Source organism: Promicromonospora sp. NPDC110617, assembly GCF_055598465.1.
Map to the genome: position 1 here is coordinate 613,013 of NZ_JBVKBM010000003.1, position 26,678 is coordinate 639,690.

26 protein-coding genes are annotated in these 26,678 nt (G+C 72.7%); 9 read left to right on the forward strand and 17 right to left on the reverse strand.

Annotation, left to right across the window (positions count from 1 at the left end; all coding sequences use genetic code 11):
• Positions 1 to 6: 6 nt before the first annotated feature.
• The 5 genes from ACZ7LE_RS20510 to ACZ7LE_RS20530 all read right to left on the reverse strand — a co-directional run bounded on the left by ACZ7LE_RS20510 (position 7) and on the right by ACZ7LE_RS20530 (position 4,967).
• A complete protein-coding gene (locus ACZ7LE_RS20510; RefSeq protein WP_470405085.1) occupies positions 7 to 849 on the reverse strand; it encodes a hypothetical protein in 843 nt (280 codons plus the stop codon).
• Between the two features lie 156 nt (positions 850 to 1,005).
• Complete coding sequence (locus ACZ7LE_RS20515) at positions 1,006 to 1,590, reverse strand: hypothetical protein (RefSeq protein WP_470405086.1); 585 nt, start codon at positions 1,588 to 1,590, stop codon at positions 1,006 to 1,008.
• 407 nt (positions 1,591 to 1,997) lie between these two features.
• On the reverse strand, positions 1,998 to 2,819 hold the full coding sequence (locus ACZ7LE_RS20520) for a hypothetical protein (RefSeq protein ID WP_470405087.1): 822 nt from the start codon (positions 2,817 to 2,819) through the stop codon (positions 1,998 to 2,000).
• A 281-nt stretch (positions 2,820 to 3,100) separates the two neighbouring features.
• Positions 3,101 to 3,811: an FMN reductase gene (locus ACZ7LE_RS20525; protein ID WP_470405088.1), complete on the reverse strand. Its 711-nt coding sequence runs from the start codon at positions 3,809 to 3,811 to the stop codon at positions 3,101 to 3,103.
• A gap of 1 nt (position 3,812) precedes the next feature.
• Positions 3,813 to 4,967, reverse strand: coding sequence for an LLM class flavin-dependent oxidoreductase (locus ACZ7LE_RS20530; RefSeq protein ID WP_470405326.1), 1,155 nt, complete (start codon positions 4,965 to 4,967; stop codon positions 3,813 to 3,815).
• Between the two features lie 341 nt (positions 4,968 to 5,308).
• On the opposite strand from ACZ7LE_RS20530, the gene ACZ7LE_RS20535 reads away from it, so the two are divergent.
• Positions 5,309 to 5,653, forward strand: a complete 345-nt coding sequence (locus ACZ7LE_RS20535; RefSeq protein ID WP_026365682.1) for an RNA polymerase-binding protein RbpA — start codon at positions 5,309 to 5,311, stop codon at positions 5,651 to 5,653.
• Positions 5,654 to 5,839: 186 nt separating this feature from the next.
• Here ACZ7LE_RS20535 and lnt read toward each other — a convergent pair whose 3' ends face one another.
• From lnt to ACZ7LE_RS20580, 9 genes are all read right to left on the reverse strand, one after another.
• Complete coding sequence (gene lnt / locus ACZ7LE_RS20540) at positions 5,840 to 7,564, reverse strand: apolipoprotein N-acyltransferase (protein WP_470405089.1); 1,725 nt, start codon at positions 7,562 to 7,564, stop codon at positions 5,840 to 5,842.
• Positions 7,565 to 7,628: 64 nt separating this feature from the next.
• Positions 7,629 to 9,422, reverse strand: coding sequence for an amidohydrolase (locus ACZ7LE_RS20545; RefSeq protein WP_470405090.1), 1,794 nt, complete (start codon positions 9,420 to 9,422; stop codon positions 7,629 to 7,631).
• An 84-nt stretch (positions 9,423 to 9,506) separates the two neighbouring features.
• Positions 9,507 to 12,479, reverse strand: a complete 2,973-nt coding sequence (locus ACZ7LE_RS20550) for a DEAD/DEAH box helicase (RefSeq protein WP_470405091.1) — start codon at positions 12,477 to 12,479, stop codon at positions 9,507 to 9,509.
• 108 nt (positions 12,480 to 12,587) lie between these two features.
• Positions 12,588 to 13,361 carry a twin-arginine translocase subunit TatC gene (tatC, locus tag ACZ7LE_RS20555; RefSeq protein WP_470405092.1) on the reverse strand — a complete coding sequence of 258 codons (774 nt, stop codon included), beginning with the start codon at positions 13,359 to 13,361 and terminating at the stop codon, positions 12,588 to 12,590.
• 3 nt (positions 13,362 to 13,364) lie between these two features.
• Positions 13,365 to 13,676: a Sec-independent protein translocase subunit TatA gene (gene tatA, locus ACZ7LE_RS20560; RefSeq protein ID WP_470405093.1), complete on the reverse strand. Its 312-nt coding sequence runs from the start codon at positions 13,674 to 13,676 to the stop codon at positions 13,365 to 13,367.
• Between the two features lie 193 nt (positions 13,677 to 13,869).
• Positions 13,870 to 14,526, reverse strand: a complete 657-nt coding sequence (locus tag ACZ7LE_RS20565; protein WP_470405094.1) for a hypothetical protein — start codon at positions 14,524 to 14,526, stop codon at positions 13,870 to 13,872.
• A gap of 265 nt (positions 14,527 to 14,791) precedes the next feature.
• Positions 14,792 to 15,124, reverse strand: a complete 333-nt coding sequence (locus tag ACZ7LE_RS20570; protein WP_470405095.1) for a hypothetical protein — start codon at positions 15,122 to 15,124, stop codon at positions 14,792 to 14,794.
• A gap of 11 nt (positions 15,125 to 15,135) precedes the next feature.
• Positions 15,136 to 16,152, reverse strand: coding sequence for a helix-turn-helix transcriptional regulator (locus ACZ7LE_RS20575; protein WP_470405096.1), 1,017 nt, complete (start codon positions 16,150 to 16,152; stop codon positions 15,136 to 15,138).
• Positions 16,145 to 17,293 carry a helix-turn-helix transcriptional regulator gene (locus ACZ7LE_RS20580; RefSeq protein ID WP_470405097.1) on the reverse strand — a complete coding sequence of 383 codons (1,149 nt, stop codon included), beginning with the start codon at positions 17,291 to 17,293 and terminating at the stop codon, positions 16,145 to 16,147. Before ACZ7LE_RS20580 ends, ACZ7LE_RS20575 begins: the two co-directional genes overlap by 8 nt.
• 34 nt (positions 17,294 to 17,327) lie before the next feature.
• Between ACZ7LE_RS20580 and ACZ7LE_RS20585 the strand changes: the two genes are divergently transcribed.
• From ACZ7LE_RS20585 to ACZ7LE_RS20615, 7 genes are read left to right on the forward strand one after another with little or no spacing between them, the layout of a single operon-like run.
• Positions 17,328 to 18,521: a DUF3866 family protein gene (locus ACZ7LE_RS20585; RefSeq protein WP_470405098.1), complete on the forward strand. Its 1,194-nt coding sequence runs from the start codon at positions 17,328 to 17,330 to the stop codon at positions 18,519 to 18,521.
• Entirely contained in the window at positions 18,521 to 19,273 is a 753-nt protein-coding gene (locus tag ACZ7LE_RS20590) for a DUF4129 domain-containing protein (protein WP_470405099.1), read from the forward strand. The genes ACZ7LE_RS20585 and ACZ7LE_RS20590 overlap by 1 nt, the downstream gene beginning before the upstream one ends.
• Positions 19,270 to 19,815 (forward strand): hypothetical protein, encoded by a 546-nt coding sequence (locus tag ACZ7LE_RS20595; protein ID WP_470405100.1) that lies wholly within the window; start codon positions 19,270 to 19,272, stop codon positions 19,813 to 19,815. Before ACZ7LE_RS20590 ends, ACZ7LE_RS20595 begins: the two co-directional genes overlap by 4 nt.
• On the forward strand, positions 19,808 to 20,833 hold the full coding sequence (locus ACZ7LE_RS20600) for an AAA family ATPase (RefSeq protein ID WP_470405101.1): 1,026 nt from the start codon (positions 19,808 to 19,810) through the stop codon (positions 20,831 to 20,833). The genes ACZ7LE_RS20595 and ACZ7LE_RS20600 overlap by 8 nt, the downstream gene beginning before the upstream one ends.
• Entirely contained in the window at positions 20,830 to 22,176 is a 1,347-nt protein-coding gene (locus tag ACZ7LE_RS20605) for a DUF58 domain-containing protein (protein WP_470405102.1), read from the forward strand. The genes ACZ7LE_RS20600 and ACZ7LE_RS20605 overlap by 4 nt, the downstream gene beginning before the upstream one ends.
• Positions 22,173 to 22,790 (forward strand): hypothetical protein, encoded by a 618-nt coding sequence (locus ACZ7LE_RS20610; protein WP_470405103.1) that lies wholly within the window; start codon positions 22,173 to 22,175, stop codon positions 22,788 to 22,790. Before ACZ7LE_RS20605 ends, ACZ7LE_RS20610 begins: the two co-directional genes overlap by 4 nt.
• Positions 22,791 to 22,841: 51 nt before the next feature.
• Entirely contained in the window at positions 22,842 to 23,354 is a 513-nt protein-coding gene (locus ACZ7LE_RS20615; RefSeq protein ID WP_470405104.1) for a Dps family protein, read from the forward strand.
• A gap of 85 nt (positions 23,355 to 23,439) precedes the next feature.
• On the opposite strand, the gene ACZ7LE_RS20620 is transcribed toward ACZ7LE_RS20615, so the two are convergent.
• From ACZ7LE_RS20620 to ectA, 3 genes are all read right to left on the reverse strand, one after another.
• Entirely contained in the window at positions 23,440 to 23,838 is a 399-nt protein-coding gene (locus tag ACZ7LE_RS20620; protein WP_470405105.1) for an ectoine synthase, read from the reverse strand.
• The gene (gene ectB / locus ACZ7LE_RS20625; RefSeq protein WP_470405106.1) at positions 23,835 to 25,235 is read right to left on the reverse strand and encodes a diaminobutyrate--2-oxoglutarate transaminase; all 1,401 of its coding nucleotides are present in this window, start codon (positions 25,233 to 25,235) and stop codon (positions 23,835 to 23,837) included. Before ectB ends, ACZ7LE_RS20620 begins: the two co-directional genes overlap by 4 nt.
• Before the next feature lie 111 nt (positions 25,236 to 25,346).
• Positions 25,347 to 25,865, reverse strand: a complete 519-nt coding sequence (gene ectA, locus ACZ7LE_RS20630; protein ID WP_285104833.1) for a diaminobutyrate acetyltransferase — start codon at positions 25,863 to 25,865, stop codon at positions 25,347 to 25,349.
• Between the two features lie 144 nt (positions 25,866 to 26,009).
• Between ectA and ACZ7LE_RS20635 the strand changes: the two genes are divergently transcribed.
• Positions 26,010 to 26,642, forward strand: a complete 633-nt coding sequence (locus tag ACZ7LE_RS20635; RefSeq protein WP_470405107.1) for a GNAT family N-acetyltransferase — start codon at positions 26,010 to 26,012, stop codon at positions 26,640 to 26,642.
• The last annotated feature ends 36 nt before the right edge of the window (positions 26,643 to 26,678 follow it).

Consider the following 26,678-nt stretch of genomic DNA (forward strand, 5'->3'; position numbering starts at 1 on the left):
GCCTACTCACCACTCGCTGACCAGGTCGATGCCCTCCCGCTCGATCTCCCGGATGAAAACCGGGTCGCCGAGCAGCCGCAGCTCCCACGTCCGCTTGCGCCACCAGGTCGCCGACGTCTTGCGCAGCCGCGGGGTGTCGGGCGCCGGGTGCAGGAAGATCTCGCTCGTCCCCTCGGGCAGCCGCCCCAGCAGCCGCAGGTAGTGGTCCCGCAACGACCCGTAGTCCTGGGCCTCCGCGTCACCGCCGCGATGCGTGGCGATCACCTCGGGCAGGCGTACCCCCGCCGCGTCGGCGGCGACCACGGCGCTCGCGTGCCGCGCCCGGACGTCGGTCGTGGCCAGCACCGGGTCGCCGTCGCCGTACAGGTCCAGGCTGCGGGGCAGGCGGAACGCCAGTCCGTGCCCCGCGCAGAAACCGATCGCCTCGCCCAGGTAGGAGCGGCCCTGCAGGCCGTACAGGCTGCCCTGGTGCGAGTCGAGCCGCCGGGGCGGCGGCGCGCCGACGGCGGCGGTGGCTCGCGTCAGCGTGTCGACCTGGGTCGTGATGCGGTCGACGACGTCGTCGAGACCGCCCGCCGGCCCCGTCGCCGGGAGCACCACATGCACCCCGGGCGCGACATCGGGCGCGGACCGGGCGATGAGTCCGACGGCCCGCACCGCCCCCGGGCTCTCGCGCTGGATCGGATTCTCGTTCGGGCCCGGACCAGCCGGTCCGCCCTCGTCGTCCGGCTCCGTGGTGATCACCCCCACTGCTGTCAGCGGTGATCCGGCCAGGAGGGCGGCGATCTCGCGGTCCGCGTCGGGGTCGGTCCCGGCGTCGTCGGCGGTGAGGACGAGGCTGCGCGTCATACGCCCAGTCTGGCCCAGCGGACCCCGGTACGAACCACAGCACGGACCACAGCACGGACCACGGGACGGACCACGAGTCAGCCCCTGTCCCAGGCGTCTGACCTGGAACGTTCTTGATTCAGGCCGTGTTCAGGCTGCGCTGCCCGGACAGCCGGCTCAGGTCTCGCCGACGTCGCTGGTGCCGAGCACCGCCCGCGCCTTGCCGAGCGTCACCTCGAGCTCCCAGGGGGTGGTCACGTGCGGGATGTCGGACGTCACGCAGGACGGCTTGCCCGTGTGCAGCGTCAGGCTGGTGCCCAGGCTGTCTGCGCGCCAGACGCCCGGCCCCACCACCTCGAACTCGCCCGCGTCGTTGCGGTGCAGCACCACCACGTACTCGCGACCGTTGCGCAGGATGGACGGCAGCTCGCCGCCCGGGGGCGACGCGGCCGAACCGACCTGGGTCACGGCCAGGACGGCGTCCTGGCCGAGCGCGCCGAGCAGCACCTTGCGCAGCTCCAGCTCGGTGCGGGTGTACGGCACCCGGTCGACGACGTCGACCCCGGAACGGCCCGCCTGCACGAGCACGACGGCATCGGCGTCCGCGACGAGCTGCTCGACCGACCCGTATTCCTCCGGCACCGTGAAGTTGGCGACGCTGGCGTCCGGGCCACAACCGCTGAGCAGGCCAGCGACGACGGCGCTCGCGACGACCCCGCTCACAGCGAGGAGGCCTAACCTGGCCCGCGTGCGCCTGGGCATCAGCCGCTCCCGCCCTTTTGTCGTCCTGGTCGTCGGATGCCTGTTCGGCACCCACTGTCGGCACCTACTGAGAGAGAGCGACAGGTCGCGGCGCGTGGTGCGGCTGCTTCGTGTACTCGCTTGCAGTGCAACGAATGCTCCACTGTGGCAAGAACCCAGGACAAGGCCCCACCAGGGCGAACCCATGCGGCCGGGTCTCTTTTTTTGCCGCTATCTGGAAACTCGGTGGGGAACCGCGGAATCGACGGACAACAGTCGGGCAGCAGTCGGGCAGCGACCGGGCAGCAACCGGGCTGAAGACGGTCAACAGACGACAGAACGGCCGGGTGGCGCCGCGGGTCCGCGGTGCCACCCGGCCGTCTCAGGACGGATGCCGGGTGCTGGAGGGCTCGGGTGTCAGTCCGTCGTCAGGCGGCGTGGGCGCTGCCGATCGCCCGCACGAGGCCCGACGTCGAGATCGATCCCTTGCGATACCGCTCGACGGCGGCCGCGAGTGCCTCGCCCACGTCACTCGGCACGCGCGAGGACCGCGCCGACGGGTACCAGATCTCCCGCTCGAAGACGGCGGTCCGCCGGGCCGGGCCGCGGAACAGCCGCCCGGCCAGCGCCGGCGGCGGGGGTACGGGAGGTACCGGTCCCGGCGGCGGGGGCACGGGCGGCAGAGGTGCGGGCGACACGGGCGCCGACGACGACACGGGTGCCGACGACAGGGTCGCCGGCGGCACGGGGACCGGCTGGTTCGCAAGCTGCGACGCGCGGTAGCGGGCGCCGGGGTTCCAGCGCAGGGTCGGCGTGCGCGGCGTGGTGAACCGCACCCCGCTGGTCGCGCGGCGGGGTGCCGGGGGTTCCGGTGCGACGGTCTCGGTGCCGGCATCCGCCGGTTCGGTGGCTGGTTCGGCGGCCTGCTCGACGATCTGCCCGGCAGGCTGCTCAGCCGCCCGCTCGACGGAACGGGCTGCCTGCTCGGCGTGCGCCTTACGCAGCGCGGCGACGATCCGGGCGACCCGTCCGGTGTCGGGCTGCAGACCGGCGTCGGACGACAGGCTGCTCGCGGCGGTCGATGCAGGTTCGGTCGTCACGGCTTCGGCAGCCACCACTTCGGCAGCCACGGCCTTGGCTTCGGTGGCGTCGGGAGCTGCGGTCTCCGGGACGGCCGCCTCCGGGACGACCTCCTGTGGCGCGTCAGTGCCGTTCGAGTCCGAGACCTGGTCCTGTGTGTCGTCCGCCATGACCGCGCTCCCTCACCATCGACCTGCCCACGACCCGTTGCGGTGGCTGTCCCATATGTTCCCTGCCGGGCCCTGGGCGTGCAAGCCCCGGACCCGGCACGCAGGATCAGATCTCTCCAGATCGGCCCAGATCTGTCCAGATCCGCTGGGCTCAGCCCCAGTCGGCCCGCGAACCCGCAGGCCGACCCCGCCGGTGGATCACCGTGGCACCTCGCGGTCAGTTCCCACGGTCAGTTCCCAGGGCCAGATCGGACAGACAGATCCGACAGGCAGATCCCGGGTCAGTCCCCGCCCAGCATGTCCAGGAAGCTGGGCGTCGTGGCGAACGGGTCGTCCGGCTTGGCGTGCTCCCCGCGTGCGGAGACGATCGCGGCCAGCGACCGGCCGGCCCGCTCGATGCGCTCCGGGAGGGAGCTCGCGCCGTCGTCGTGCCGGGTGCGGTCGCCCCCCTGGGCCCAGTCGTCCGTGGCCGCGAAGACCGACGTCGTGACGACGTCGGCCCGCAGGTAGGTGAACAGCGGGCGCATCGAGTACTCGAGGGCGAGCGAGTGCCGCGGCGTGCCGCCGGTCGCGCCGAGCAGCACGGGCATCCCCGTGAGCACTTCCTTGTCGAGGATGTCGACGAACGACTTGAACAGCCCCGAGTAAGTGGTGGTGAACAGCGGCGTGACGGCGATGACGCCGTCGGCCTGGGTGATCGTCTCGATGTCGCGCGCCAGGTCCCCCGTAGGGAACCCGGTGAGCATCGCGTCGATGATCGCGTGACCGTGGTCGCGCAGCTCGACGATCTCGACGGTCACCTCGTGGCCCAGGGCCTCCAGCTCGCGCGCCGTGGCGTCGGCCAGGCGGTCCGCCAGCAGGCGCGTGGACGAGGGCTGCCCCAGCCCCGCGTGCACGACGGCGATCGTGCGGCGGGGCCGGTCCTCGACGGGAGGTACCAGGGAAGCGGTCCGGCCCGTGATCTCGCGGCCCGTGATCTCGCGTTCTGTCATCTCAGAGAGCCTCCTCGGCCAGCGTGCCGGTGTACTCGTCGCCGCCGTCGCCCACGTGCGTGGCGCCGGCCGCGCCCTTCGCCTGCGCCGCGGCGACCCGCTCGGCGTGCGTCGGCGGGTTGGCCGGCACGTCCTCGGGGAGCTTGGCGTCGGCGATCTTGCGCAGCTCCGGCACGACGTCGGAGGCGAGGATGTCGATCTGCTCCAGGACGGTCTTCAGGGGCAGCCCGGCGTGGTCCATGAGGAACATCTGGCGCTGGTAGTAGCCGACCTCGTCGATGAACGAGCCGTACCGGTCGACGACCTCCTGCGGGGAGCCGACGGTCAGCGGCGTGTCGCGCGTGAAGTCCTCCATGGTGGGGCCGTGCCCGTAGACGGGCGCGTTGTCGAAGTACGGCCGGAACTCGCTGACGGCGTCCTGGCTGTTCTTGCGCATGAAGACCTGGCCGCCGAGGCCCACGATCGCCTGGTCCGCGCGGCCGTGGCCGTAGTGCTCGAACCGCTGGCGGTAGAACTGCACCATCTGCTTGGTGTGGCTCATCGGCCAGAAGATGTTGTTGTGCAGGAACCCGTCACCGTAGTAGGCGGCCTGCTCGGCGATCTCGGGGCTGCGGATCGACCCGTGCCACACGAACGGCGGCACGCCGTCCAGCGGGCGCGGCGTGGCGGTGAAGCCCTGCAGCGGGGTGCGGAACTTGCCCTCCCAGTCCACGACGTCCTCGGTCCACAGGCGGCGCACCAGGGCGTAGTTCTCGATGGCCAGCGGGATGCCCTGGCGGATGTCCTGCCCGAACCACGGGTAGACGGGGCCGGTGTTGCCGCGGCCCATCATGAGGTCCATGCGGCCGTTGCTGATGACCTGGAGCATCGCGTACTCCTCGGCGATGCGGACCGGGTCGTTGGTCGTGATGAGCGTGGTGGCCGTGGACAGGGTGATGTCCTTCGTCACGCCCGCGAGGTAGCCGAGCATCGTCGTCGGGCTCGAGGCCACGAACGGCGGGTTGTGGTGCTCACCGGTGGCGAAGACGTCGAGGCCTGCCTCGTCCGCGTGCTTCGCGATGGTGAGCATGGCCCGGACGCGCTCGGTGTCGTCCGGGGTGTGCCCGGTGGTCGGGTCCGTCGTCACGTCGCTGACACTGAAGATCCCGAACTGCATGATGCTGTGCTCCTCGATCGTGGTGCTGAGCTGGTTGCCGCACGTGCTGTGTGTCACCCACGCTGTTCATGCATCTGCATGAACATGGGTCCTAACCCGCGGCTCGTGCCGATTGTTCCCGGGCGGAATGCTCCCACCTGCCGCGACGTACGTGAGATCGCGCACATCCACACCCAGTTTGCCCGGAGTGCGCTTGCGGGCGCACGTCCGATCGGTAGCCTGGTTTGGCACGGCTGGTCGTCAGACCGCTGAAACATGGGCTGGAACATCACAGAGGGTCCCTGCGTTGGCTATACGGACCTTTTTCCGCCACCTATCCCGACAACCCTCTGGAGGACATCGTGCCTGACCGGTCCCTGCGCGGTATGAGCATCGGTAGTAAGAGCATGGAGTCCGACGAGGGCGTGGACTTCGCCCCTCGGTTCCAGGCCTACTACGACTGCCCCAACGGCCACACCATCATCCTGCCCTTCGCCACCGACGCGGACGTACCCCCGATCTGGGAGTGCCGCTGCGGCGAGGAGGCGCTCCTGCGCGACGCCGAGAAGCCCGAGCCGAAGGCGACCAAGCCGCAGCGCACCCACTGGGACATGCTGCTCGAGCGCCGCACGGTGAAGGAGCTCGAGGATCTGCTCGACGAGCGCCTCGAGCTGCTGCGCGCCGGCAAGCTCCGCCGCTCGGCCTGAGCAAGGCTCAGCAAGCGAGTTTGAGCACGCGAGTCTGAGCAGGACAGCCTGAGCAGGACAGCCTGAGCAGACAGCAAGAGGCCGCCGGCCCGAACCCCACGGTTCGGGCCGGCGGCCTTTTCTTGTCCGCGTCTCTTTCGAGCTCCGTGTCTCTTTCGAGCGCACAGGTCCCGAGGCGGACGCGCCCTACCCCCGGGCCCGACGGCGCGCGCCGATCCCGCCAACGACGCCAGCCACCACCAGCACGAACGCGAGGCCACCGACGATCCAGCCCGGCCAGTACCCGGCCGCCACCGCCGGCGTGATCGAGGACCGCAGCGGCAGGTCCACCACGAACTGGTCGGCCGTGAACAGCTCCGTGTCGCGCACCACGGTCCCGTCCGGCGTGATGACGCCCGAGACGCCCACCGTCGAGATCTGCACCGCGGCCCGCCCCGTCGTGATCGCCTGCAGCCGCGACATCGCGAGCTGCTGCGTCGACTCCGCCGTCCACCCGAACGACGCGTTGTTCGTCGGGATCACCAGCACCTGCGCACCCTCCAGCACCGCGTCCCGGATGATCTCGTCGTACGCGACCTCGAAGCAGATGATGGTGCCCAGCCGGTACGCGTCCTGACCCAGCCGGCTCGGCACGTCCACGTACGGCGGGTTGACCCCCGGGATCATGTCCGTGGTCACCCGGTCCACCTGGTCGGAGAACAGCCGCAGGATCGACCGCAGCGGGATGTACTCACCGAACGGCGCCGGGTGCTGCTTCGCGTACCGGGCGATCACACCCTGCCCCGCCTGCCACAGCAGCGACACGTTGTACCGGCCGCCGGTCTCCGGGAACTCCTGCGCCCCCACCAGGATCGGCGCCCCCACCGCCGTCGACGCGTTGTCCAGCCCGCGCGCCACGTCCGGCGTCGTCTGCGGGTCCAGGTCGCTGCCGTTCTCCGGCCACAGCACCACGTCCAGCTCGCCGGCGAAGTCCTCCGCCAGCACGTACGTGCCCTCCAGGTGGTTGTTCAGCACCTCGGCCCGGTTGGCGAACGCCCCCAGGCCCGGCTCCCCCACGTTGCCCTGCACGGCGCCCGCCCACAGCTGCCCGTCCTCCGCCAGGTCGCTCCCGGCGTCGTACACCTCCTGGCCCTCCGGTGTCTCGACGGGACCGGCGCTCGCGGACGTGGGCAGCGGCAGCACCAGCGGCACGACGGCGACCGCGACGCCCAGCGCGAGGGCTCCGACGGAGCGGCCGATGGAGGAGCGGACGGTCGCAGCGCCGGCCGGCGCAGAGCTGCCGGTGACCGCCCTGCCACCCTCCTGCTCTGCCGGCGTCACCCGCGCAGCGCCGGCCGCGCGGGCGGTACGGACGGCCCGGACCAGACCCGCCACGGCCAGGGCGAGCAGCGCCCCGGCGAAGGCGACCAGGAGGCTGACGGCGACGGTGCCGCCGAGCCAGGCGGCGCGGCCGGTCGGGGTGCCGGCCATGGTCCAGGCGAGGCGGCCCCAGGGGAACCCGCCGAAGGGGATCTCGGCGCGCCACTGCTCGACGGCGACGAAGAGCACGGCGAACGCGGCGGCCAGCCGCCAGCCGCGGCGGCGCAGGAACCGCGCGCGGCGCACCCAGGTCCACAGTGCGCCGAAGCCGCCGATGAACAGCGCCTCCAGTGCGGACAGCGCGATCCAGGGCGCCGTCTCGGTGGACTCGTGGGCCCACCACAGGTGCGGCAGGAAGAACGAGACGCCGAACAGGAACCCGATCAGCAGGTTCCACCAGGCGTTGTCGCGCCCGAGGGCCCAGTACAGGACGGCGACGGCGACGAACGCGGCGGGCCACACGCCGGCGTCGGGAAACGCGGACCAGAGGACGAGGCCACCGGCCACCGCGAGGAACAAGGACAGCAGCCGGGACGGCTCACGCAAGCGCACGATCGCAGCCTACCGGCGCGCGGGGGCCCCTCAGAGCGTGTCGGGGCGGTGCGTGTCGAGGCGGTCAGAGCGTGTCGTGCAGGACCACGCCGTCGCGCAGGGTGTGCAGGCACTCGGGCTGCACGGCGTCGGGCGAGAGGTCGGGCAGGAGTGGTGTTCCCGCGCGGGCCTCCTCGCTCCAGGAGCTGAGCCGCCCGGGGGCGGCCTGCACGCCGAGGTGCTCGGCCCGCCAGACGGCGAGGTGGGCGGGGGCGCCCACGCGGAGCTGTCCGGCGCCGGTGTGGTCCAGGCCCGCCAGGCGCCAGCCGCCGCGGGTGTGGGCGCGGAACGCCGCGCCCGCGGAGATGCGCTGGTCGGGGTCCTCGTGGCGGGTCGCGGCGCGCACGCCCTGCCAGGGGTCGACCGGGGTGACGGGCGTGTCGGAGCCGAACGCGAGCGGCACGCCCGCCTGTGCGAGGTCGGCGAACGGCATGATCGACCCGGCGCGCATGGCGCCGAGCCGGGAGGCGTAGACGCCCTTGGCGCCGCCGAACGAGGACTCGAACGCGGGCTGCACCGACAGGCCGATGCCGTGCACCAGGAGGGCGGCGAGCGTGACGGCGTCCACGAACAGGGCGTGCTCGATGCGGTGGTGCCCGGCGCGCAGGGCGCTCTCGCCGCTGGTCTGGGCGGCGATCTGCAGCCCGAGCACCATCTCGTCCATGGCGCGGTCGCCGATGACGTGGAACGCGGCCTGCACGCCGGCGGTCCCGCGGGCGCCCTGCACGGCGCTCAGGTGGTTCGCGATCTGGTCGGCGGTCAGGTACAGGTTGCCGGTCCACGGCGAGCCGTCGGGGTTGGTCAGGGCGCCGGCGAAGGAGCCGGAGGACGGGTCGGCGGGCAGGTCGGAGTAGGGGCTGCGCATGGCCGCGGTGCGCGACCCGATCGAGCCGTCGACGTTGAGGTCGCCGCCGATCCCGGTCAGGAACGGCAGCTCTTCCAGGAGCGCGCGGGCGTCGTCGGCCGTGGCGCACAGCTCGCCGCGGTAGGCGGCCAGGTGCGGCAGGGCTAGCGCGTCCGGGTCGGCGAGGGCGTCGGGGGTGACGGAGTCGGCCGACAGGGCGTACAGCTCGGCCAGGCCCGCGCGGGTGTCGAGGTGCTCGCCGCTCATCTCGTGCACGGACACGACGCCGCGGGCGGCCCAGGCGGCCAGGGTCTCGCGGTACAGGCGGGTGCGCCGCTCGGGCGAGAGCGCGTGCGCGACGTCGCGCACGGTGTGGTGCAGGTCGGCGGTGACCAGGCCGGTGTCGGCGGGGGCGTCGGACCAGCCGGATCCGGCCAGGCCCATGCCGGTCCAGGCGGGATCCCGCTCGATGCCCGCCCGGGCGGCCAGCGCGGACGAGATGACCGCCGAGTGCACGTCGACGCGCGCCGCGTACACGGGACGGCCGGCGCACGCGGCGTCCAGCTCCTGGCGCGTGAAGGCGCGCCGTTCGGGCCAGGCCTGCTCGTCCCAGCCGAAGGCCAGCAGGACCTGCTCGCCGGACGGGTCGGCCGCCGCGAGCCGGCGTGCACCCTGGTGCAGGGCGGCCAGCGCGTCAGCCAGGGAGTGCACGCCGCCGGCGTACGTGAGGTCCACGGAGTCGGCGGACAGGCCGGTCTCCAGCACGTGGGCGTGCGCGTCGACGAACCCGGGGGTGACGAGCGCGCCGTCGAGGTCGATCACCCGGTCGGCGCGGGCCGCCAGCCCGGCGGCGGTGTCGTCGGCGCCGAGCCACGCCACCACGCCGTCGTCCACGAGGATCGCCTCGGCGAACGGGTCCGCCCCGGAGTGGACGACGCCGTTGCGGTACAGGATGGATCGGACAGGCTGGCTCACGGTGGGAACTGTATGCGATGCGGCGGGTCCACGCCCTGGTCAGCAGGGCGTGGACCCGCACGTCACCCGCTCACAGTCACCCGGTCACAGGCTCGAGTAGGCCACCACCCCGCGCAGGACGGCGTCCTGCGCCTTGCGCGCGGTGGCGCGCAGCCGGTCCGACGGCGCCGCGCCGCCGAGCTGGTCCAGGACGTCCACGACCTGCTTGCACCAGCGCACGAAGTCGCCGGCGGCCAGGTCGGAGCCGCGCAGCACGCTGTCCAGGCCCTTGCCCGACGCCCACCGGTACATCGCGCCCACGAGGCCCAGGTCGAGCTCACCGGTCGCGTCGATGCCGTGCGCCTCCTCCAGGTCGTCGACCTCGGACCAGACGCGCTGCGTCTCGTCCAGGACGCCCGCGAGGCGGCCGGTCGGCCCGCCCGGGATGTACGGGTCGGGGGCGTCGTCGCGCCGCCCCTGGTACACGACCGTGGACACGACGGCGGCCAGGCCCGCGGCGTCGAGCCCGTCCCACACGCCGCGGCGCAGGCACTCGGCCAGCAGCAGGTCGTTCTCCGCGTACAGACGGCGCAGCCACCGGCCGTCGTCGGTCACGCGGATCCGGCCGCCCGTCTGCCCGGCAGTTCGTGCGGCCGTTCGTCCGGCACCGCCCGCGCTGGTGTCGCTGCCGGTGCGCTGCAGGTACCCGAGGGTGAGCAGCACGTCGAGCGTGCGGTCGAAGGTGCGGGCGATCGACCCGGTGCGGCCCTCGACGCGGCGCACGAGCTGGTCGTGCTCCCGCTTGAGCTTGTTCCAGCGTTCGGCCCAGCGGGCGTGGTCGTCCCGTTCCGGGCAGGCGTGGCACGGGTGGGCCTTCAGCGCCTTGCGCAGGCGCGCGAGCTCGGTGTCGGTGGCGGCGTCCGACCGGCGTCCGACCGCGGCCCGGCTCGCCGCGCTGCGCGACGGCGAGGTCGTGGAGTGCGCCGACGGTACGTCGTCCGCCAGGACGCCCAGCGCGTTGCGCATGGTCGAGACCAGGTCGCGGCGCGCGTCGGGCTTGCGCGGGTTGAACGCCTTGGGGATCTTCACCGTGGTGACGGTCTCCAGGCCGTCGGGCGCGTCGGCCAGGGTCAGCTTCTTGACCTGCCGCTCCTGGGTCAGCACCGTGGGCCGCGGCCCGTCGAACCCGCCGGGCTCCCCCGGGTCGAGCACGAGCACGTACCCGCGCCGGCGCCCGGACGGGACCTCGACGACGTCGCCGCGCCGCAGGTTCTCCAGGGACGCGACGACCTCGGCCCGCCGCGCGCCCGACGCGGCACGGGACAGCTCGCGCTCGCGGTCCTTGATGGCGCGCCGCAGGTCCATGTACTCGCCGAAGTCCCCGACGTCGCAGGACATGGCCTTGGCGTACCCGTCGAGGGCCTCGGCGTGCGCCTGGGCCTGCTTGGCCAGGCCGACGACGCCGCGGTCGGCCTGGAACTGCGCGAACGAGGTCTCCAGGACCTCGCGGGCGCGGTCGCGGCCGACCTGGGCGACGAGGTTGACGGCCATGTTGTACGTGGGCCGGAAGCTGGACTTGAGCGGGTAGAGGCGCTTGGACGCGAGGCCGGCGAGGGCCACGGGGTCCAGGGCCGGGTGGTCGACGACGACGGCGTGGCCCTCGACGTCGATGCCGCGGCGCCCGGCGCGGCCGGTGAGCTGGGTGAACTCGCCGGGCGTGACGGGGACGTGGCTGGAGCCGTCCCACTTGACGAGCTTGTCCAGGACGACGGACCGGGCGGGCATGTTGATGCCGAGCGCGAGAGTCTCGGTGGCGAACACGACCTTGACCAGGCCGCGTTCGAACAGGTCCTCGACGGTCTCCTTGAACACGGGCAGCATGCCGGCGTGGTGGGCGGCGATGCCGCGCGCCAGGGCCTGGGACCAGGCCCAGTACCCGAGCACGTCGAGGTCCTCGGGCGGGATGGCGGCGGTGCGCTCCTCCACGACCGAGCGGATCGTGGCCTCCTCCTGCGGGCTGGTCAGCCGCAGCCCGGCCTTGAGGCACTGGTCGACGGCGGCCTCGCAGCCCGCGCGCGAGAACACGAAGTAGATCGCGGGCAGCAGGGCGTCGGCGTTCAGGGCGTCGATGACGACGAACCGCGGCGGGGTGCGCCGCCCGGGCCCGACGACGCCGCCGGGTCGGTCGGCGGTGCGTCGCCCGTTGCCGCCGCGGTACCCGCGGTCGCCCCGGCCGCGCCCGCGGCCTCGTCCGCCCGGTCCACCACCATGGTCACCGGGGCGGCTACCGCCGCGCCCGGACCGGAACGCGGCGGTCAGGTCGGGGTTGATGGGCGGGTTGGTGCCGGGGTCGGTCGGGTCGACGTGCCCGGCGTACAGGTCGAGCATGCGGGGCTTGCCGCGCGGCTCGGGCGAGGACATGAGCACGTGCTGCCACAGGGGCACGGGCCGCCGCTCGGAGACGACGACGGCGGTGTCGCCGCGCACCATCTCCAGCCAGTCGCCGAACTCCTCCGCGTTGGACACGGTGGCGCTCAGGGAGACGAGCTGCACGTCGTCGGAGAGGTGGATGATGACCTCTTCCCAGACGGGGCCGCGGAAGCGGTCGGCCAGGTAGTGCACCTCGTCCATGACGACGTACGCGAGCCCGTCCAGGGTCGAGGACCCGGCGTAGAGCATGTTGCGCAGCACCTCGGTGGTCATGACCACCACGGGTGCCTCGCCGTTGATCGTGGAGTCGCCGGTCAGCAGGCCCACGTTCTCGGGGCCGTGCCGGCGCACGAGGTCGGCGTACTTCTGGTTGGACAGGGCCTTGATCGGCGTGGTGTAGAAGGCCTTGCGTCCGGAGGCCAGCGCCAGGTGCACGGCGAACTCGCCCACGACGGTCTTGCCCGCCCCGGTCGGGGCCGCGACCAGCACGCCACGCCCCTGTTCGAGGGCCTCGCAGGCAGCGACCTGGAAGTCGTCGAGCTCGAAGCCGATGACCTCCCGAAAGAGGGTCAGCTCCGGGTGCTCGGCCGCCGAACGGCTCTGGGACCGGAAGGCCGAGTACCGCTCGGCGGGGCTCAGGTCGTTCATGGTGCACAGCCTACGGTCCCTGTCTGACATGCCGGTATGACATGCAACTACGACACGCACGTACGACATGCGGGTACGACATGCATGTCAGACAGGGACCGCGGGCGGTCAGACCTCGGCGTCGGCGAACCGCTTCTCGACGCGCCGGTCGTGCACTATCGACACGCCGACGGCCGCGAAGTACAGCACGCAGATCGGCAGCGCGACCAGGACCATCGTCAGTGCGTCCGGCGTCGGCGTGATGATCGCCGCGAACGTGAACGCCACGAGGATGGCCCACCGCCAGCCGCCCAGCAGCGCCTTGCCCGACAGCAGGCCGGCGAAGTTCAGGCCGACCAGCAGCACCGGCGACAGGAACGCGAGCCCGAACGCGATCAGGAGCCGCATCACCAGCGACAGGTACTCCTGGGCGTTGGTGAACGCGGTCGCGTCGTCCGGCAGGAACCCCGACAGGATCTGGATCGCGTGCGGGAACACGAGCCACGCCATGTACGCCCCGCCGAGGAACAGCGGGAACGCCGCGCCGACGAACCCGTACGCGTACTTCTTCTCGTTCTTGTTCAGACCCGGCGTGATGAACGCCCACACCTGGTACAGCCACCACGGGCAGGTCAGGAACACGGCCAGGAACAGCGAGGACTTGATCTTCAGGTCCAGTGCCGCCATCGGCCCGGCGAAGTTCAGGGTCATCTCGTTGCCCCGCATCTCTTCCGCCACGACGAGCGGACGCTGGAGCAGGACCAGCAGCGGGTCGTAGAGCAACCACCCGGCGATGGCACCCACCACCAGGCCGACGGCGATCAGGACGAACCTCTTGCGGAGCTCGAGCAGGTGCTCGAGCAGCGGCATCCGACCGTCGGACGCCCGTCTCGTACGTGCCACCGATCAGGCCTTGGGGATGTCGCGGTCCTTGTGGTCGATCAGGCCGGGGGTCGACCCCGTGCCTGAACCGGTACCGGGTCCCGTGGTGCTCGTGGTGGTGGTGGTCGAGCTGGTGGTCGCTGCGCCCGGCGCGTTGTCGGCAGCGTTGCCGTCGTTGTCGTTCTTGTCGTCGCGCAGGTCCTTGACCTCCTTCTTGAAGATCTTCATCGACTGGCCCACGCTCTTGGCCAGGCCCGGCAGGCGGCTGGACCCGAAGAGCAGCAGGACGACGACGAGCAGGACGATCCAGTGCCACGGTTGCATTGCGCCAGCCATGGTGACTCCTTACGGTGCGGTGCTGATTGTGGTGCGGATATGCCCGATCCTACGCGAACCGAGGGGGCACAACGGTAGCCGGTTGATGGACGTGAAATGGCGATCGCACGGGGAGAGTCACCCTCCCCGTGCGATCGCCGTCCCGGTATAGCTGTCCGGGTGTCACTGTCCCGGCGTTGTGCCCGATCCGGGCTCACGGCCCCTGGTAGGTCGACGCACCCCCTGTGCCGACCCGGACGCCCATCCAGCCGAGGTACTCGCCGGGAGGCAGCCCGATCGTCGCGGAGTAGCGCACGTTGGTGCGGCTGACCCGGAAGACGCGGTGGTCGCTCATGATGCAGCCGAGGCACCGGTGGTCGCGGCTGTTGGGGCTGTAGCTGGTGATGCTCGCGCTGGACCCGACGTACAGCCGCCAGGTGAAGCGGAACGACATCATCACCAGGCCGTTGTCCACCTTGGCCAGGCAGTTCGTGTAGGTGATGACGCGCGTCGACCCCGACGTCCGGCAGCCGGTCACGGAGGCCGGGGCCAACGGGGATGACGCGTCCAGAAGGGAGGCCGGGGCCGTCACGGAAGCCAGCCGCACCGGGTCCTGCGGGAGCGAGGTGCCCGCGACGGCGACGGACCCGTCGGCGAACGTGCTGACCGTCGAACGCATGCCGCCCTTGTCCTCGGTGCGCACGTCGGCGGGCTCGGCGCCCGGGGTCATGGAGAGCCACCGGCCCCCGCTCTCGTACGACGCGAGGAGCGCGTCCTGGTCCGCGCCGGCCACGTCGTACTCGTCGAAGAACGAACGCAGCTGCGCTTCCTGGTCAGCGGTCAGCTGCCTGCCGGACCCGCCGATCGTCACCGCTGCGTCCGCAGCGCCCCCACCCGCACCGGCCGGTGCGCCGACGCCCGCCGAGGCGACGGCGGGTTGGCTCCCGACCAGCACCGCCGCGGCAAGGAACGCGACCCCTACCAGCCTTCGTCTTGATCTCTTCAAAGCAGCCCCCTGGCGTGTCAGGAAGACCTTCCGGGGCGTGTCCCCGGATGGTCATGAAGCCTTCAAAGCATGGGGTGAATTCGGCCAAGGTGCCAAGTTTTAGCCCGGCAGGGCGGTGGCCTCGTGGCGACTACTCGTTGAAGTGCTTCCACTTCTGCCAGGTCGCGACGTTCCGTGCCCGCCGCGCGTCCCTGCGCCCGGCGCGGGCCACCCGTTGCGCGTGGACGCGCTGGTAGTGGATCGTCACGTCGTCGAACAGGCTCGGCCCGGCGTGCTGCGTGCTCGCCGCCTCCCGCGCCCGGTCCGACGCCTCCTGCAGCCGGTCGGCCGACTCGCCGAACCGCTGCGAGGCCCGGCCCAGTTCCTCCAGGAGCCCCCTGGCCGAACGCCACAGCGAACGGGCCAGGAAGAACGCCCCGACGAGGGTGCCCACGATCAAGAGGGTCCATACCCAGAACCACATGGTCGCCCAGCCTAGTGCTGATCGGCCGATGTGGCTGCGTCGCGCACACCGTCGTCCACGGAGTCGTCCCCGTACAGGGCCAGCGCGGCCGTGGCCGCACCCGCGACGTCCACGGCCAGGGCCTCCGGCGAGACCGACCGCACCAGCGGCGCGAGCCGGATCAGCGTGCTGCGCAGCCACCCCGGGTTCGTGACCCGCAGCGTGACCTCGAAGTCGCCGTCGGGCAGGTTGCGCACCGACTCGACCGGCACCTCCTCCGCGAACCACCGCGCCCGCGGCGCGAACCGGATCGTCGCCAGCGGCGACGAACCACCCGCGAACAGCGCACCGAAATCTATCTCCGGCTCCTGCCCCGGGTGCGCCTGCACCGGCACGTCCGTCTCCGTGGCCTCCAGGATGCGGTCCACCCGGAACGTCCGCGGCGCCTGCGCCCGATAGCACCAGGCCGCGAGGTAGGCGAACTCGTCCTGCGTGTGCAGCCGCACCGGGTCCACGTCCCGCTCACTGACCACGTCCGACGACGTCACATACCGGATCCGCAGCCGGTGCCGGTTCGCCAGCGCAGACGAGATCGCCGCCACGACCTGCTTGTCACCACCCGGCGCGAGCCGCACGTCGACAGCGCTCGCGGCCTCGCCGGTGGCGTCGGTGAGCTTGCGCAGCGCGGACTCGACGACGGCGGACCGCGCGGGGTCGGCCTGGACGGCGCCGGTCGCCTTCATGGCCCGCAGGGCCGCGACCAGCGCGACGGCCTCCCGGGTGCCGAGGCGCAGGGGCCGGGTCATGCCCCGCGCCTCGGTCAGGTGCACGACGCCGCGGTCGATGGACGCGGCATCGAAGTCGATGAGGTCGTCGGGCCAGTACCCGGGGGTGCCGGACACCCACAGGGCGTCGACGTCCTTCTGGATCTGGGCGGGGGTCGTGCCGAACCTGCCGGCGAGGTCGGCCACGGACACGGGCCCGGCGCCGTCGAGGTAGGCGACGATGCCCAGCAGGCGCAGGAGCCTGTCGTCGGCGCGCTCAGCCACGGGACACCTCCATTCGGACGTTCTCTGCGCCCAGCGCCGCGGCGGCGGCCAGCCGGCGCACGGTCTCCTCCCGCACGGACTCGGGTTCCAGGACGACGAGCGCGGCGCCGTACCCGGCGGCCTCGGACGCCATACCGGTCAGGGACCGGTAGGGCACCTGCAGGATGTCCCACCCCGTGGGTTCACCGGAACGAGTGGTCCGGGCCAGGCGCGCGTCGTAGGCGGTGCGTTCGCCCTCGGGCACGGCCTTGGCGCGGGCGCGCAGCGCGCTCGCCCGCTCGGGGCGGACGGCGACCACGGCCTGCCGCATCTCGCCGTGCGGGCCCTTGCCGAGCATCGCGTCGGTGTCGACGTCGGGCACCTCGTAGGCGTTCGCGGGGCCGACGACGCGCACACGGGACTCGATGCGCGACATGCGGAACACGCGCGGGGCCTGCCGGTCGCGGTCGAAGCACATGAGGTACCAGCCGCCGTCGCGCGCGGCGATGCGCCACGGCTCGACGTGCCGGGTCAGCACGGCCCCGTTGTACGCGGCGCGGTAGCTGAACGTGACCACGCGGCGGGCCTCGATCGCCTCCATGAGCGGCCCGTAGGCGTCGCCGACGGCGCGCACGGACGGCGCGAGCCCGGCCAGGGCGTCGGCCGACGGGTCCCCCGCCCCGGCGGCCCGCAGCTTGACCATGGCGCGCGTGATGTCGGTCTGCAGCGTCTTGTCCTGCCAGAACTGCGCGGCCAGCGACAGCACGCCGAGCTCGGCGGGCGTCAGGTCGATCGACGGCAGCGCGTACGCGTCCTGGTCGATCCGGTACCCGAGCTCGTCGGTGTGCCCGCCGGAGCCGACCGTCACCACGGGGATGCCCAGGGCCCGCAGCATGTCCTTGTCCCGCTCGAACATCCGCTCGAACGCCTCGTCGCTGGGCGCGTCCGAGTAGCCGGCCACGGCGGTGCGCACCTGCTGCTTGGTCATGGCCGCGTTCGTGTTCACGAGCGCGATGACGAGATTCAGGAGGCGCTCGGCCGGATTCAGCGCGGGGTTGGCCGGCTGGTTCGACGACTGATTGGACGACAGGGCCGACGGCGTGCCGGATGACGCACCGGGTGGCACCGTGGGAGACGAGGTGGGGGGCAGGTCGCTGGACATCAGGACAACGGTATCGGGCGGTAACCTCCACCGTGTGATGACGTGGCGGATCGGGACCGTGATTTCCACAGGCAAGTCGTGGCGAGGAGCCCTCGAGCTCCAGGTGACGCTCGACCGGCCCCTGCCCGGCCGGGCGGACGAGAGCGCGACCGGGGCGGCGTCCGGACCGCTGACGGTCCGCGCCCTGGCCTACACCGACCTCGTGGGCGAGCCCGCCGTCGGCGACGCGCTGCTGCTGAACGTGTCCGCGCTGGCCCGCGGCCTCGGCACCGGCGGGTACGCCCTCGTCGTCGGCCCGGCCACGCCCGGCACCACGCTGCCGGCCGACCCCGTCGTCGGGCCCGGCCACCTCGTCAAGGCGCGGTACACGCCCCTGCAGACCATGGTGCTCGGCGTCGACGAGCAGGAGTCGCCCCACCACACCACCCTGGCCGACGCCGACAGCCTCGACGGCATGCCCGTCGTCGTCGCCGACCTGCACTCCGCGCTGCCCGCCGTCGTCGCCGGACTGCGCCACGCCGCCACCGCGGCCGGACGCGCACCCGGCGACCTCAAGGTCGCCTACGTCATGACCGACGGCGGCGCCCTGCCCGCCGCGTTCTCCCGCACCGTCGCCGCACTGCGGGAGACCGGCTGGCTGACCACCTGCGTCACCGTCGGCCAGGCCTACGGCGGCGACCTCGAGGCCGTCACCGTGCACACCGGCCTCCTGGCCGCCCGGCACGTCGCCGGGTGCGACGTCGCCGTCGTCACCCAGGGACCCGGCAACCTCGGCACCGGCACCCGCTGGGGCTACTCCGGCGTCGCCGCCGGCGAGGCCGTCAACGCCGCCGCCACCCTCGGCGGCCGCCCCGTCGCCTCCCTGCGCGTCTCCGGCGCCGACCCCCGCGACCGCCACCTCGGCATCTCCCACCACTCCCTGACCGCCTACGGGCGCGTCGCCCTCGCCCCCGCCGTCGTCCCCGTACCCGTCCCCACCGCCGACGTCGAGAACCTGCCCGCCTGGGGCGCACCCCTGACCACCCGCGTCCACGACCAGGCCCGCGCCCTGGCCGACACCACCCCGCACACCCTCGTCGACGTCCCCGCAGACACCGCCCTCCTCGACACCCTGCGCACCGCCCCCGGCGGGCTGCGCACCATGGGCCGCGGCCTCGACGCCGACCCCGCCTCCTTCGTCGCGGCCGCCGTCGCCGGCGCCCACACCCACCAGCTTGCGACCGATTGATGCCACAGCCGACACCACGCACAGCGCCCCGGGCACGCCTCGCCCTGATCTGCGCGCTCGTCGCCGTCGCCGTGCTCGGCGCGGCCACCGCCACCCCCTGGACCTTCAGCACACCCCACCTGCCCACCGTCGAGATCTCCCAGGCCCCGCAGTCCCAGCCCGCACCGTCCGGCACCCCCGAAGCACCGCCCGCCCAACAACCCGACCCCGCCGACAACCGCTGGGTCGTCCTGGTCCTCGTCACCCTCGTCGGCCTGCTGATCGCCGCCCTCATCACCCTCGCCGTCCGCAAGCTCCTGACCATCCGCCGAGAACCCACCGACACCGACCCCGACAACCTCACCGCCGGCACCACCACCGACACCCTCGGCGAGGACATCGACCTGCCCGAGCTGCAGGACGCCGTCACCCGCGCCCTGAGACACCTCGAAGGACACGCCCGCCCCCGCGACGCCGTCGTCGCCGCCTGGGTAGCCCTCGAAGAAGCAGCAGCCCGCGCCGGCACCCGCCGCGACCCCGCCCAGACCCCCACCGAGTTCACCAGCACCGTCCTCGCCGCCACCCCCGCCCCACCCGACGCCGTCACCCGCCTGCGCACCCTCTACCAGCGCGCCCGCTTCACCGACCGCCCCATCGACACCACCACCGTCACCCAGGCCCGCGCGGCGCTCGCGGACATCGCCCGCACGCTCGACGTCGAGGGGCCTGGAGTCGAACAAGCCGGCCCCGGAGAGGAGCCCGGATCCCGATGAACCGGCACTGGAACTGGCAGCGCCTCACCGCGATCACGGTCACCGCCGCCGTCGTCGCCGCCGGGCTCGCCTTCTGGCAGATCATCGACCCCTGGCACGCCGCCGCGGCCGTGGCCGTCACGCTCGCCCTGGCCGCCCTGTGGTCCCGGACCGAGGACACGCCCCCCGACCCCGAGTGGCCCCACGTCGTCACCGAGGCCCGCGCCGGCGGACGGCACGACGTCTCCGACCTGAGCTGGTCCACCTTCACCCGCGACGGACGCGTCACCGAACGCGTCGTCCGCCGCGTCCGGGCGCTCGCCGCCGACCGGGTCCGCGCCCACGGCGTCGACCCCTCCGACCCGGCCGCGGTGCCCGACGTCGAGCGGCTGCTCGGCGCACGGGTGGTGCGGGGGCTCGCGTCCCGGCAGGCGCCGACGGCCCGGACCCTGCAGTCGTGGCTCGACGCGATCGAACGCCTGGGGGCCGCTCCCGCTGCACCCACCTCCAGCTCCGTGCCTGCCCCCAGCTCCGTGCCCACTCCCGAGGAGAACCGTGCCTGACCTGAACGAAGCCCCGGACGCCGCCGGCCCCAGCACGAGCACCGGCACCGCGAGCCCCCTGCCCGTCGCCGACGTCGCCGCGCTCGGGGAACGGGTCCTCGCCGAGGTCGGCACGGCCGTCGTCGGCATGCGGGACGCGCTCCAGATCGCGCTGGCGACCATCCTCGCGGGCGGGCACGTGCTGTTCGAGGACGTGCCCGGGCTCGGCAAGACCCTCGCGGCCCGGTCGCTGGCCGCCGCGCTGGGCCTCGACTTCGCCCGCCTGCAGTGCACGCCGGACCTCCTGCCGGCCGACATCACCGGCTCGTCCGTGTTCGACCCGGCCACCCGCACGTTCGAGTTCCGGCCCGGCCCGGTGTTCACCGGCCTGTTCCTCGCCGACGAGATCAACCGCACCGCCCCGAAGACCCAGTCGGCGCTGCTGGAGGCGATGGCGGAGCGGCAGGTCTCCATCGAGGGCACCAGCCGGCCGCTGCCCCGCCCGTTCCACGTGCTGGCGACGTCCAACCCCGTCGAGTACGAGGGCACCTACCCGCTGCCCGAGGCGCAGCTCGACCGGTTCATGGTGCGGCTTGCCGTGGGCTACCCCGACGCCGACCAGGAGGCCGAGGTCCTGACCCGCCGGCTCGCCCGCCGGCAGGAGGCCGCGCCCGTGCGCCAGGTCGTCGAGCCCGCGACGGTGCTCGCCATGCAGGCCGGCACCGAGGCCGTGGCCGTGGACCCCGACGTGGTGCGCTACTGCGTCGACCTGGCCGCGTCGACCCGCGGGCACACCGCACTGGAGGTCGGCGCCTCACCCCGCGGGTCGCAGAACCTCGTGCTCCTGGCCCGCGCCGTCGCCGTCCTGGACGGGCGTGACTACGTGCTGCCCGAGGACGTCAAGCGGGTGGCGGTGCCCGTGCTCGCGCACCGCATCACGCTCACCCCGACTGCCTGGGCCTCCGCGACCCGCCCCGAGACCGTCGTCTCCGACCTCCTGCGGGCCGTACCGACGCCTGCCACGGTCCGGTCGCGATGACGGTCGACGGCGCCCCGGGCTGGCAGCTCACGTCCGCGTACACCGCCGCCGTCGTGGCCGGCGTCGTCCTGCTCGCCCTGGGCGTGCTCGGCGGGCGAGCCGACCTCGCCCTGATCGGCGTGCCCGGCCTGCTCGCCGCGGCCTGGGCCCGGGCAGGGCGCCCGGGTACCAGTCCCGCCGCCGAGCCGCGCGGCACCCTCCAGGAGCCCGAGGGCTCGGCCGCCGCCGGCGAGCTCACCGCCACGCTCCGGGTCGTCCCCGGCACCGCCGACGTCGTGCACCTGCGGATCGGCGCCGCCGGGCACCGCACCACCGAGGTGGCCCTGCGCACGACCCCGACTTCGCCGTCGCACACCTCCACCCGCGACATCCCGCTGCGCCTGTCGTCCGTCCGTACCGGGCCGCAGGACACCTTCGCGATCGACCTGCGCGGCTCGCTGAACGCGACCTGGGAGCAGGAACCCGTCGAGGTCGGGGGCACCCGTCGCCTCGTCCTGCCCGCCGCCGCGCCCCTCGGCAGGCTGCCCCTCCCGCAGCGCCTGCGCGGCCTCACCGGCCCGCACTCGTCGCGCCGGCTGGGCGACGGCGCCGAGCTGCGCGACATCCACCCCTTCACCCCGGGCGACCGCCTGCGCCGCATCGACTGGCGCACCACCGCCCGCCGCTCCCCCGACCTCGACACCCTGTACGTGCGCCGCACCTACGCCACCGCCGAGGCCACCGCCGTGCTCGTCGTCGACTCCCGCGACGACGTCGGACCCGACCTGCACACCTGGCGCGGCTACGGCACCCTCCGCGTCGACGAACCCACCTCCCTCGACCTCGCCCGGCACGCCGCCGCCTCCATCGCGCGCGCCCTCGTCGAGGGCGGCGACCGCGTCGGCCTCGAGGACCTCGCGCGACGCCGCCGGCCCCTGCCACCCGCCGCCGGCCGCCGCCACCTGCGCCGCGTCGTGCACGGCCTCGCCCTGGCCCACCCCAAGGACCGCGCCGCCGGCCACCGGGTCCGCCCGCCGCAGGTCCCCGCCGACGCGATCGTCTACCTCTTCACCACCGTGCTCGACGACGAGCCGCTGCACCTCGTGCGCACCTGGCGCACCAAGGGCCACCCCGTCGTCGTCATCGACACCCTGCCCGACGTCCACCCCGTCACCGAGAACCACCTCCGCATCGCCTGGCGCATCGCCCGCCTGGAACGCGAGGACCGGCTCGCCGCCCTCACCGGGGAGGGCGTACCCGTCGTCCGCTGGGCCGGCTCCGAACGCGACCAGGCCACCATCAGGTTCGAGACGCTCGCCCGCGCCGCCGAACGACACGTCCCCGGACGGACCTGCACCCCATGAACCCCACCCGCCCCGCCGACTGGTCCCACCTCCTGCAGCTGACCCGCACCCGCCTGCGCCCGACCAACGACCCCACCGCGCGCCCCCTGCCCGAGATCACCATCGAGACCGGCCCCACACTGCGCGGCTGGACCCTGCGCCTCGCCCTCCTCCTGCTCGTCCCCGCACTGTTCCTCACCGCCGCCTCCCGCACCCCCGAGCTGTCCTCCGGGATCGTCTGGAGCCTGGCCGTCCTCTTCACGATCCTCCTCGTGGTACGCCCCACGCCCGCGACCGCGGCCGGCGCGCTCGTCCTGGCCGCCCTGCTCTTCTGGGGCCTGGCCCCCGGCCCGGACGACAGCCCGGCGTTCGACCCCTGGTCCCTCCTCGTCGCGCTCCAGGGCTACCTCCTCGCCCGCCTCACCTGGTGGGCCGCCCACGTCCCGCTCCGCGGCCGCGCCGAGATCGCCGCCCTGCTCACCGGCTGGCGACGCGACCTCGTCGTCCTCGGTGGCACCGCCCTGCTCGCGGCGCTCGCGATGCTCGTCTCCGGGGCCACCCTGCCGGGCGCCGTCCTCCTCGCCGCCCTCGGCGTGGCCGGGATCGCGTTCGTCGCGCTGGCGACTCACCGCTGACCGCGTGACGATGGACGCGTCCCACCGCCGGCCGGAACAGGAGGACCACCGATGTCCCCGAAGCTGCCCCGCTACACCGTCCCGTCCCTCACGCCCGAGCAGGGGGCGGAGGTCGCCGAGATCCTCCAGCAGCGGTTGCACGCGCTGAACGACCTGCACCTGACCCTCAAGCACGTGCACTGGAACGTGGTGGGGCCACACTTCATCGGCGTCCACGAGATGCTCGACCCGCAGGTCGACGCCGTGCGCGCCATGGTCGACCAGATCGCCGAACGCATCGCCACCCTCGGCGTCGTGCCCGTGGGCACCCCCGGGGCCCTCGTCGCCTCCCGCACCTGGGACGACTACGCGCTCGGCCGCGCGCCCGCCATCCAGCACCTCGCGGCACTCGACGACGTCTACGACTCGATCATCACCGCGCACCGCAACGCCGCCGACGCCACCGCCAAGCTCGACGACGTCACCAACGACCTGCTCATCGGCCACCTGCACGACCTCGAGCAGTTCCACTGGTTCGTCCGCGCCCACCTGGAGTCGACCTCCGGAGCACTCACGGAGACGTGAGCCGCCGCGCGCCCCCGCGCGACGATACGTAGGACGCCCAGGTCACCGAGGTGACCTGGGTGTCTCGCTCTCCCGCAGGACGGTGTCAGACCTGCTGTTCCTCCGTCACCAGCGGGTACACACCGTCGGCGTCGTGCACCTCACGCCCCGTGACGGGCGGGTTGAACGTGCAGATCAGCCGCAGGTCCGTCGTCGGCCGCATCGTGTGCTTCTCGTTGCCGTCCAGCAGGTACATCGTCCCGTCCGAGATCTGATGGCGCTCGCCGGTCTCCCGGTTCTCCAGCTCACCGGTGCCGCCCACGCAGTACACGGCCTCGATGTGGTTGGCGTACCACATCTCGGTCTCCGTGCCGGCGTACATGGTGGTCTCGTGGAACGAGAAGCCCACCCCCTCCTTGGCGAGCACCAGGCGGCGGCTCCGCCAGGTCTCGGACCGCACGTCGCGGTCGGTGCCCTCCAGGTCGGCCAGTCGCGTGACGATCACTTGTCTTCCTCTCCTCGGGGATCGGTCTGATGGACGGCGGCGTCGGAGATGACGCCGCCGGGGACAGTGCTGCCGGGGACAGCGCTGTCGTGAACGGTCGGTGCGCCCAGCACCTCCGCCGTCGCCGCCGCGATGATGTCCACGCCGGACCGCAGCTCGTCCGAGCCGATGGTCAGCGCGGGCATCGTCTTGAGCACCTCGTCCTCGGGCCCGGACGTCTCCACCAGCAGGCCGCGCTCGTAGGACGCCGCGGCGATCTTGGACGCCGCCGACGGGTCGGGGAACTTGATGCCGGTCAGGAATCCCCGGCCCTTGACGACGGCGCCGTCGTACCCGTTCGCGATCTGGGCCAGGCCGTCGTGCAGCTCGACGGCGCGGGCCCGGACGCCCTCGGCGAAGGTGTCGTTCGCCCAGAACTGGTTCAGTGCCGCGGTGGCCGTGACGAACGAGGTGTTCTGGCCGCGGAACGTACCGTTGTGCTCACCGGGCTCCCACTGGTCCAGCTCGGGGCGGATCAGCGTGAGCGCCATCGACAGCCCGAAGCCGGAGATCGACTTCGACAGGCACACGATGTCGGGCACGATGCCCGACTCCTCGAAGCTGAAGAACTCGCCCGTGCGGCCGCAGCCGGCCTGGACGTCGTCCAGGATCAGCAGGATCCCGTGGGTGCGGCACAGCTCCGACAGCGCGCGCAGCCACTCGGGCCGCGCCGCGCTGAGCCCGCCCTCGCCCTGCACGGACTCCACGATGATCGCCGCGGGCTTGTCGACGCCGGAGCCGCTGTCGCCCAGCACCCGTTCGAGCCACAGGAAGTCCTCGGTGGCACCCGAGAAGTAGTCGTCGTACGGGATCTTCGAGCTGTTGGTCAACGGCAGACCCGCGCCGTTGCGCTTCATCGAGTTGCCGGTCACCGACAGCGCACCCAGCGTCATGCCGTGGAACGCGTTGGTGAACGACAGGATGTGCTGCCGGCCGGTCACCTTGCGGGCGAGCTTGAGCGCGCTCTCCACCGAGTTGGTCCCGGTGGGGCCGGGGAACATCACCTTGTAGTCCAGGTCGCGGGGCGCCAGGATGCGGTCCCGGAACGTCGTCAGGAACTCCCGTTTGGGCACCGTGTGCATGTCGAGCGCGTGCACGATCCCGCCGCTGCGCAGGTAGTCGATCAGCGCGTCCAGCAGCACCGGGTGGTTGTGCCCGTAGTTCAGGGCGCCCGCACCGGCGAAGAAGTCGAGATAACTTCGTCCGTCCTCGGCCTGGATCGTGCTTCCGGACGCCGTGGTGAAGGTCGTGGGCCAGCTACGGCAGTAGCTGCGCACCTGGGACTCGAGCTCGTCGAAGACGCTCGTGCTGGCGCTGCTGGTCGACGGGCCGGTGGGCATGGTGGTGTTCGGGCGCATGGCTCCTTCTGCGGTCCGGCGCTGCTGGCCGGACTCGGCTGGGGTCGATCGTGTGGGGTTGATCCTGTGGGTGCTGCTGGGTCGTGCCGGGGTTTTCTGACCGGGACCAGGTCAGGAGAGTGGCCCGATGCGGAACACGAGCTCCGCGTCGTGACCGTCCGGGAACGCCTCCGTGGGGAAGACGGTCCGCACGTCGACGGGCGCACCCTGGGCCGACGCGAAGGACATGAACAGGGCGATCGACGCCGTGTTGTCCGAGGTGATGGTGGTCTCGACGTGGGTGCACCCGGGATGCTGCCCCGCGAGGTGCGCGAGCATCCGGGACGCCAGCCGCTGTCCGCGGTAGGCGTGGTCCACGGCCACCTGCCAGACCATCAGGGTGGTCGGCTCGTCGGGCCGGACGTACCCCGTGACGAACCCGGCAGGTTCGCCGTCGACGGTCACGACGACCGACGTCCGGGCGAAGTCACGTGCCCAGAGGAGGTACGCGTAGGACGAGTTGAGGTCCAGCGTCTTGCTGTCGCGCGCCAGGCGCCACATCGCTGCTCCGTCATCGACGGTGGGCTCCCTCAGCGCCACCGTGGTCTCGGTCGGATGGATGTGCTTGAGTTCCTCTTCGAGGTTCTGCATGACAAATCGACCGTAACGAACTTGGGTGATAATTGCACATTGCGAACCCGTGACGATCCCGTGACTGGCATGTTCCCGCGGCAAACTCGCGGTAACGCCGGCAGCGCACCGTGGCGCGTCAGTCTGCCGCGCTAGTCTGACGCGGTGAGCGAGCCATTCATCCGTCAGTACCACGTCGCCGACCGCGCCGACGTCGCCGACATCTGCGTCCGCACCGCCGCGGCCGGCACCGACGCACGCGGCGTCTACTCGTCCGACCTGATCATGCCCGACGTCTACGCGCTGCCCTACGTGGACCACTCCCCCGACCTCGCCTGGGTCGTCGAGCACGAGGGCCGCGCCACCGGGTACATCGTCGCCGCCGCCGACACCCGCGCCTTCGCACAGTGGTGGGCACGCGAGTGGACGCCAGGCTTCGTCGAGCGCCACCCCGCACCCGGCCCCGACACCGGACACCACCCCGGCTACACCGAGGCCCAGCTCCTGCGCGACGGCGCCGACCCCGACCGCATGGTCCGCGGCCTGCGCCACGGCGAGCTCGAGACGCACCCGGCCCACCTGCACATCGACCTCCTGCCCGTCCTGCAGCGCCGCGGCCTGGGCTCCCGGCTCATCGACACCCTCCGCGCGGCGCTCGCGGAGCGGGGCGTGCCGGGCGTGCACCTCGGCTACGCCGCCGAGAACACCTCGGCCGCGAAGTTCTACGACCGCTACGGCTTCCAGCCGCTCCCGTCGTCGACCCCGCAGTCCCCCCTGGTCGGCATCACCACCTCCTGACCCCTCGCTGAGTGCTGGGTATGTGCGCGTTCCTGG